This is a genomic window from Streptantibioticus parmotrematis (assembly GCF_019890615.1).
GTDB classification, from domain to species: Bacteria; Actinomycetota; Actinomycetes; order Streptomycetales; family Streptomycetaceae; genus Streptantibioticus_D; species Streptantibioticus_D parmotrematis.
Map to the genome: position 1 here is coordinate 48,932 of NZ_JAINVZ010000032.1, position 7,291 is coordinate 56,222.

At 70.5% G+C, this 7,291-nt stretch carries 6 protein-coding genes and 1 pseudogene; 3 read left to right on the plus strand and 4 right to left on the minus strand.

Annotated elements, in window-relative coordinates:
* Positions 1-13: 13 nt before the first annotated feature.
* The 3 genes and pseudogenes from gad to K7472_RS29640 form a co-directional block, all read right to left on the minus strand.
* Complete coding sequence (gene gad / locus K7472_RS29630; protein WP_222981853.1) at positions 14-1,477, minus strand: glutamate decarboxylase; 1,464 nt, start codon at positions 1,475-1,477, stop codon at positions 14-16.
* Between the two features lie 197 nt (positions 1,478-1,674).
* Positions 1,675-3,378, minus strand: a pseudogene (locus K7472_RS29635) (FAD-binding dehydrogenase); the annotation flags it as partial.
* A 39-nt stretch (positions 3,379-3,417) separates the two neighbouring features.
* Positions 3,418-4,107, minus strand: coding sequence for a TetR/AcrR family transcriptional regulator (locus tag K7472_RS29640; protein WP_222981855.1), 690 nt, complete (start codon positions 4,105-4,107; stop codon positions 3,418-3,420).
* 204 nt (positions 4,108-4,311) lie between these two features.
* On the opposite strand from K7472_RS29640, the gene K7472_RS29645 reads away from it, so the two are divergent.
* Positions 4,312-4,743, plus strand: coding sequence for a DUF3574 domain-containing protein (locus K7472_RS29645; RefSeq protein WP_222981857.1), 432 nt, complete (start codon positions 4,312-4,314; stop codon positions 4,741-4,743).
* Positions 4,744-4,752: 9 nt separating this feature from the next.
* Here the strand turns inward: K7472_RS29645 and K7472_RS29650 are convergent, their stop codons facing one another.
* The gene (locus K7472_RS29650) at positions 4,753-5,328 is read right to left on the minus strand and encodes a PadR family transcriptional regulator (RefSeq protein ID WP_222981869.1); all 576 of its coding nucleotides are present in this window, start codon (positions 5,326-5,328) and stop codon (positions 4,753-4,755) included.
* A 180-nt stretch (positions 5,329-5,508) separates the two neighbouring features.
* On the opposite strand from K7472_RS29650, the gene K7472_RS29655 reads away from it, so the two are divergent.
* The gene (locus K7472_RS29655) at positions 5,509-5,901 is read left to right on the plus strand and encodes a nuclear transport factor 2 family protein (protein WP_222981859.1); all 393 of its coding nucleotides are present in this window, start codon (positions 5,509-5,511) and stop codon (positions 5,899-5,901) included.
* A gap of 221 nt (positions 5,902-6,122) precedes the next feature.
* Positions 6,123-7,061: a DUF6924 domain-containing protein gene (locus tag K7472_RS29660; RefSeq protein ID WP_222981871.1), complete on the plus strand. Its 939-nt coding sequence runs from the start codon at positions 6,123-6,125 to the stop codon at positions 7,059-7,061.
* The last annotated feature ends 230 nt before the right edge of the window (positions 7,062-7,291 follow it).

The window sequence follows — 7,291 nt, forward strand, 5'->3', positions numbered from 1 at the left end:
AGGCGCGGCCTGCCTACGACTCGGCTTGCCGTGCGGCCGGGACGGCGGGCTTGCCCACCTTGCGGACCGACTCCTTGGTCTCCGCGCCGTGGGCGAACGCGCCCGCGTTCTCGGCGTTGCGGTGCGGTGCCGCCTGCGCCTTGAGCCGGGGCAGCACGCGGCGCAGGTCCTCCAGGAACAGGTCGGCCAGGTCGTGGCCGAACCCGTTGCGGATCACGACGCGCAACGCGGCCAGATCGGTGCGGTGTTCGGGGAAGGTGTACGCGGGCACCAGCCAGCCGCGTTCGCGCAGCGCCGCCGAGACGTCGAAGACGGTGAAGTTGTCGATGTCGTCGCTGACGCGGAAGGCGAAGACGGGCAGCTCACTGCCGTCGGTGAGCAGGGTGAACGGGCCGAGCTTGGCCACCTCGGCGGACAGGCGCGTCGCCACGTCACGGCAGGTCTGCTGCACCGTGCGGTAGCCGTCGAAGCCGAGCCGCAGGAAGTTGTAGTACTGCGCGATGACCTGCGCCCCGGGCCGGGAGAAGTTCAGCGCGAACGTCGGCATGTCACCGCCGAGGTAGTTCACGTGGAAGACCAGGTCGTCCGGGAGCGCCTCGGCGTCCCGCCACAGCGCCCAGCCCACACCGGGCATCACGAGGCCGTACTTGTGGCCCGAGGTGTTGATGGACGCGACGCGCGGCAGCCTGAAGTCCCAGGGCAGCTCCGGGTCGAGGAACGGCGCGATCATCCCGCCGGACGCCCCGTCCACGTGCACCGGCACGTCGATCCCGGTGCGTTCCTGGAGGGCGTCGAGCGCCGCCGCGATCTCGGCCACCGGCTCGTAGGCCCCGTCGAACGTCGAGCCCAGCACCGCCACCACACCGATGGTGTTCTCGTCGCACAGCTCGACGGCGGCCTCGGCGGACAGGCAGTAGCGGTCGCCCTCCATCGGCACGTAACGCGGCTCGACCTCGAAGTAGTCGGCGAACTTCTCCCAGCACACCTGGACGTTGATGCCCATCACCATGTTGGGCCGGTCGGCCGGCTTGCCCTCGGCGCGCCGCCGGTGCTGCCAGCGACGCTTGAGCGCCAGGCCCGCCAGCATCGCGGCCTCGCTCGACCCGGTGGTGGAACAGCCCACCGCCCGGTCCGGGTCCGGGGCGCTCCACAGATCGGCCAGCATGTGCACGCACCGCGCCTCGACCTCGGCGGTCTGCGGGTACTCGTCCTTGTCGATCATGTTCTTCTCGGCGCACTCGGCCATCAGCGCCTGCGCCTGCGGCTCCGCCCAGGTGCTCACGAACGTCGCGAGGTTGAGCCTGGCGTTGCCGTCGAGCATCAGCTCGTCGTGAATGATCTGGTACGCGACGTCCGGGTCGATTCCGTCGTGTGGGAGCTTGAACCGGGGGACGGATATCGGCTCCCGGCTGAAGACCGGGTTGGCCGTCAGGTGCTTGCTGACGTCTCGGTGCTGGTGGGGACGCTTGAGTGGCATGAAGCTCTTTCACCCTCTTCGTACGCGAGCACTACGGCGCGCCGCCCGGCCCGCGGTCGGACGGCGCGAAGCACCCAGGCTAGTCCTGTTCTCCTGGCGTCTTCCCGGCGCCTGCGGCGGCACTCCCCCGGCGTACTCACGGCGTACGCCACGGCGCCCGCGACTGCGCGCCCCGGCTACGTCAGGGCGCGCTCCGGCTAGGCCACGGCGTCGGCGGCGGCGCGGCCGGCCGCACGGCCCGAGAACAGGCAGCCGCCGAGGAAGGTGCCCTCCAGGGCGTTGTAGCCGTGGACGCCGCCACCGCCGAAGCCCGCGACCTCCCCGGCCGCGTACAACCCCTCGACGGGGTTGCCGTCCTGGCCCAGGGCGCGCGAGTCCAGGTCGGTCTGGATGCCGCCGAGGGTCTTGCGGGTGAGGACACGCAACTGGACGCCGATGAGCGGTCCGGCCTTCGGGTCGAGGACGCGGTGCGGGCCGGCGACGCGGCTGAGCCGGTCGCCGAGGTAGCGGCGGGCGTTGCGGATGCCCTGGATCTGGGCGTCCTTGCTGAAGGGGTTGGCGATCTGCAGGTCGCGGGCCTCGATCTGGGCGCGCAGCACGGCCGGGTCGAGGAGGGGTTCGTCGGTGAGGGCGTTCATCTTCGCGACGAGTTCGTCGAGCGATTCGGCGACGACGAAGTCCGCGCCGTGCCGTTTGAACGCCTCGACCGGCCCGGGGGCTCCCTTGCCGAGCACACGTTCGCGCAGCACGGCCTTGCGGTCGCCGCTGGTGATGTCGGGATTCTGCTCGGAGCCCGACAACGCGAACTCCTTCTCGATCATCTTCTGCGTGAGGACGAACCAGGAGTGGTCGTAGCCGGCGATGTCCTCGGTGGTACGCAGGTATTCGAGGGTGCCGAGGGTGTCGTAGCCGGGCAGGCAGGGATCGGGCAGGCGCCGGCCGAGGGCGTCGAACCACATCGGGGAGGGACCCGGCAGGATGCGGATCGCGTGTCCGGGCCAGACGGGGTCCCAGTTGCGCACGCCCTCGGTGTAGTGCCACATGCGGTCGCGGTTGACCAGCCGCGCCCCGGCGGCGGCGCTGATGTCGAGCATCCGCCCGTCCACGTACGCGGGCACACCGGTGATCATGTGCCGGGGGGCGGTGCCGAGCCGCTTCGGCCAGTAGCGGCGCACGATGTCGTGGTCGGCGCCGATGCCACCGGTGGTGACGACGACCGCCTGGGCGGTGAGTTCGAAGTCACCGACGCGGTCGCGGTTGGAGGCCACGCCACGCGGCGAGGAGTCCTCGGCCAGCACCGTTCCGCGTACGCCGGTGATCGCACCGTCCTGGACGACGAGTTCGTCGACACGCCGCCGGTGATGGAACGTCAAGAGGCCTTCCTGAAAGGCGCGTTGAGCGCTGCGGACGAAGGGCCGCACCACGCCGGTCCCGGTGCCCCAGGCGACGTGGAAGCGCGGCACCGAGTTGCCGTGTCCGTCGGCGCGCAGGTCGCCGCGTTCCGCCCAGCCGACCATCGGCGTCAGCTTGATGCCGTGCGAGTCGATCCAGGAGCGCTTCTCACCGGCGGCGAACTCCACGTAGGCGCGGGCCCAGCGCACCGCCCAGGAGTCCTCGTCCTCCAGGCGGTCGAAACGGGCGCTCCCCCGCCAGTCGTTCCACGCCAGGTCGAAGGAGTCCTTCACCCCGAGGCGGCGCTGCTCCGGCGAGTCGACCAGGAACAGTCCGCCGAAGGACCAGTACGCCTGGCCGCCGAGGTTCGCCGCGTTCTCCTGGTCCACGAGCGCGACGCGGCGCCCGCGGGTGGTCAGTTCGTGCGCCGCGACCAGCCCGGCGAGACCTGCTCCGACGACGATGACGTCGGCGTCCATGGCGGTACTCCATCCTGTCGGGGCCCGCCGGGAGCGTGCGCGGCGGGCGAGGGATCGGCGGGTGGGCGGTCAGCGGTCCGCCGTGTCGAGGGCCAGTCGGCGGTCCGCCGTGTCGGGAGACAGCAGCGCGAGCAGGAGTTGCCTGAGCCAGGCGCGGGCGTGCTCGACGTCGCGGTCGAGCAGCAGTTGGGTGGTGACGCCGTCGTACGCGGCGATCACCGAGTGGGCCGCGCTGTCGGCGCCCCCGAGAACGGTGGGCAGGCGCCGGGCCTCCGCCAGGACGGCCAGCCGCTGGGCGATGGTCTCGCGAAGGCGGCGGCGGTGCTCCAGCAGCGCGTCGGCGACCCGCGGGTCCCGGGCCGCGTGGACCAGGAAGTCGGTCTTCACCAGCAGCCATTCGCGTTCCAGCAGCAGCGCCGCGGTCACCCGCTCGACGGCGGGCTCCAGGTCGAGGCCGGTCGGCTCCTGCGCCAGCGCCTGCGTGACCTGCGCGGCGATCAGCTCGGCCCGTTCCTCGTACAGCGCGAAGAACAGCTCCTCCAGGCTGCCGAAGTTCGAGTAGAACGCGCCGCGGGTGTATCCGGCCGCGTCGCAGAGCTCCTCGATCGACACCCGGCCGAACCCCTTGTCCGCGAACACCGCGAACGCGGCCTCCAGCAACCGGGCCCGGGTCTGCGCGCGTCGGCGTGTCACCCGCGTCCGCGTTCGCCCGTCCGGCGCCGCGCTGGAAGCCGCCGGAGGCGTGTCGGTCGTCGCCATCGTTCTCACCTCGATACGGCAACGTATCAGATGCGGAGGTGTATCCGATACGGGCATGTATCGAGCCGGGGGTCCGCCCGCGTGGCGTCCCTCATCAGAAGAAGTCGGACAGCCTCAGGCACGACTGCCCGCCTGCCTCCGCCCGTGGCCGGATCACCACAACTCTTGCGGCTGTGCGGCGTTATGCCGTACGTGAAGACCCAGATGCGAACCAGGGCACTGCTGGCAGGTGTGCTCACGGCGGCCGGGACACTGGTGCTGGCGCCCTTCGTCGTGGCCGCCGAGACTCCCGTCGGTCCGCGCGGGGCGTACACCGAGACCACGTTGCTGTTCGGCACCCAGCGCCCCGAGGGCGGCACGCCGGTGACGGCCGCGCAGTTCCAGCGCTTCCTGGACACCCAGGTCACCACGCGCTTCCCGGCCGGCCTGACCGTCGATGACGGGCGCGGGCAGTACCGGGACCGGCACGGCGTGATCGAGAGGGAACGCTCCTACCGGGTCGTCATCGTCTACCCGACCCGCGAGGCGGAGTCGGCGAACGCCAAACTGGAGGCCGTCCGCAGTCTGTACGACCGCGCCTTCCGGCAGGAGTCGGTGGGGCGCCTCGACGAGAGCGTGCACGCCTCGTTCAGCTGACGCCGTCGGTCAGTCACGACCGCCCGGGGACGGCATCCGTTCCCCCAGCCGCCGCAGCGCGATGTCGCACCAGGTCAGCGTCTCGCGCTCGAAGGCAGTCCCGCGCAGCAAGGTGAGGTACGGGCCGATCCGTTCCGCCTCGGCGACGTACTCGTCCTCGGTCCGTCCGGCCAGCATCCGTGAGCGCAGGCGCTCGTAGCGGGAGAGTTTGGCCTCGGCCCGTTCGCGGCGCTCGGCGATCGCCGTCCGCACGGCACCGAGGTCGCCCACGTCCGCGCACTGCACCTTGACCAGCAACTCGTCCCTGATCGCGGTCGGCCGGCCGACCGGCTCGGCGACGTAAGCCCGTACGGCCTCCCGTCCTGTCTCGGTCAGGGAGAACAACCGCTTGTCCGGGCGCCGGTCCTGCCGCACCACCCGGGCGGAGATGAGGCCCTCGCCCCGCATGCGCTCCAGCTCCCGGTAGAGCTGCTGCGGGGTCGCCGTCCAGAAGTTCGCGACCGAGGCGTCGAACGCCTTCGCCAGGTCGTAACCGGATGCCTCGCCCTCGAGGAGCGCGGCCATCACCGCGTCGCGCAGCGCCATGGCCTCAGGGTATGTCACGGCGTTCATTCAACGAGTTGCGTACTCGAAACCGGACAAGTACGGGCACCAGTACGCGGACAGGCGCCCGAAAAGGCATCTGGACAAGCCCGATGTGCGGCCATTAGCCTCCGATCCACCTAGTCAATTAGTTGACTATCATCCAACGTGAGAGGTGATCCCTTGCATCCCTTCCGCAAGGCCGTCGAGGCAGGCGACCACGCAGCGCTGGAGAACCTCCTGGCGGAGGACGTCGTCTTCACCAGCCCGGTCGCCTTCAAGCCCTATCCGGGCAAGGCGATCACCTCCGCGATCCTGCGGGCCGTGAGCACCGTCTTCGAGGACTTCGCCTACGTCCGCGAGATCGCCAACCCGGACGGCCGTGACCACGCGTTCTTCTTCACGGCCACCGTGGGCGGCAAGACGATTCAAGGCTGCGACGTCCTCCACTTCGACGAGGACGGCCGGATCGACGACTTCCTGGTCATGGTCCGTCCGCTCTCGGCGGCCCGGGCCCTGTCCGAGGCGATGGCGCCCCACTTCGAGCAGATCGCACGGGACGCGGCGGGCGGCTGACCCGGCGAGTGAGACGGGGTGCGGGGTCCGTCCCGATGGCCCAACGTCCTTGCGGTTCAGCGGACTTGCGGGAGTGAGACAGGGCAGGAGAACCGGGCGTTGTCAGAGGCAGCGGGTAGAAACGGAGCGACTGACAGTCCACCGGCGATACTCACGAGGTACCCCTGATGCGCCCTGCCCTGCCCCTCCCCCCGGACGATGACGGTCCGCGAGTGTCCGGCATGTTGCTGATCCGCACCCACCACGGCGACGACGCCGCCTGGCGTGACGTGCTCTCGCGCATGGGCGAACTGCCCGGGCTGGTCGCACCGCGCTCGGGACGCGACGCCCACGCGGTACCGCGGGGGCCCATCCCCCGGCGCCTGATCGTGGTGGACGACCGCGCTTGGCAGGGCGCCACTGCCGAGAAGGTGCGCGAGGCCCTGAACGAGGACGGGACGTGGATTCCCGACCTGGTCCTGCTGGCCGACGACAGGACCACGGCCGGCCCTCATCTGCGTCCGCTGCTGGCGTTCCGCGGCACCGAGGGGGACGCGTTCCGGATCACACCCCGCCAAGCGGCCCTGACCTACCTGGTGCTGCACCGCCCGTACCAGAAGACGACCCTGGAGCGCTTCGAGGAGGAGGCCCCCGCCGAACCCGACGGGGAGTCCGGGGAGGAGTGGGAGAACGGCCTCCCCGACCCCGTCGGTGCCTGCCTGGAGTCGCTGAACCCTCCGCCGCGCTACGAGCCCCCGACCCGGGCTCTGCCCCCGCTCACCCAGGAGACCTTCGGTCTGCTCGTACGCACCGACTTCACCGATGACGCCGCCTGGACGTCGCTCCTCGACACCGTGCACCGCCCGGGACCGGGCTATGACGACCCCATCGAGGACTTCACCGACGACGTCGACGCCGTGGACGACCCGGCGTTCGAGGGCTCCAGCCCGGAGCAGCTCATGGCACTGGTCCGCGACAACCAGGACCCCGGGCAGGTGACGGCGGACCTCGTGATGATCGCGGACGGCACCACCATGCGCGATCCCGACCGCCACGTCCTGGTCGTACCGCTCGCAGGTCCCATCGGGCACGCCTTCCGAATCATCCCTGAGCGGGTCGGGATCATGGTGTGCAACCTGGCGATCGGCAACATGGGCATCGAGGCCTTCATGGACGACTAGACCAAGGCCGACTTTTCGGGAAGACGTGTCCGTCATCGAGCCGGGGCTTCACCACGTCCTTCAGATTCGCGCTCGGCACACAACGAGGCCGGGCGATCGTGCCGGGCGCCTTCCCGTCTCCGGGCCCGCACGCTCCGCTTGTTCTCCGGGCAACCGGAAGCACGTTGCCACTAACTGATCGTTTCAGAATGAGGCGTCGGACGGTCCTCCGTCGTCGAGCCGCTGGAGAA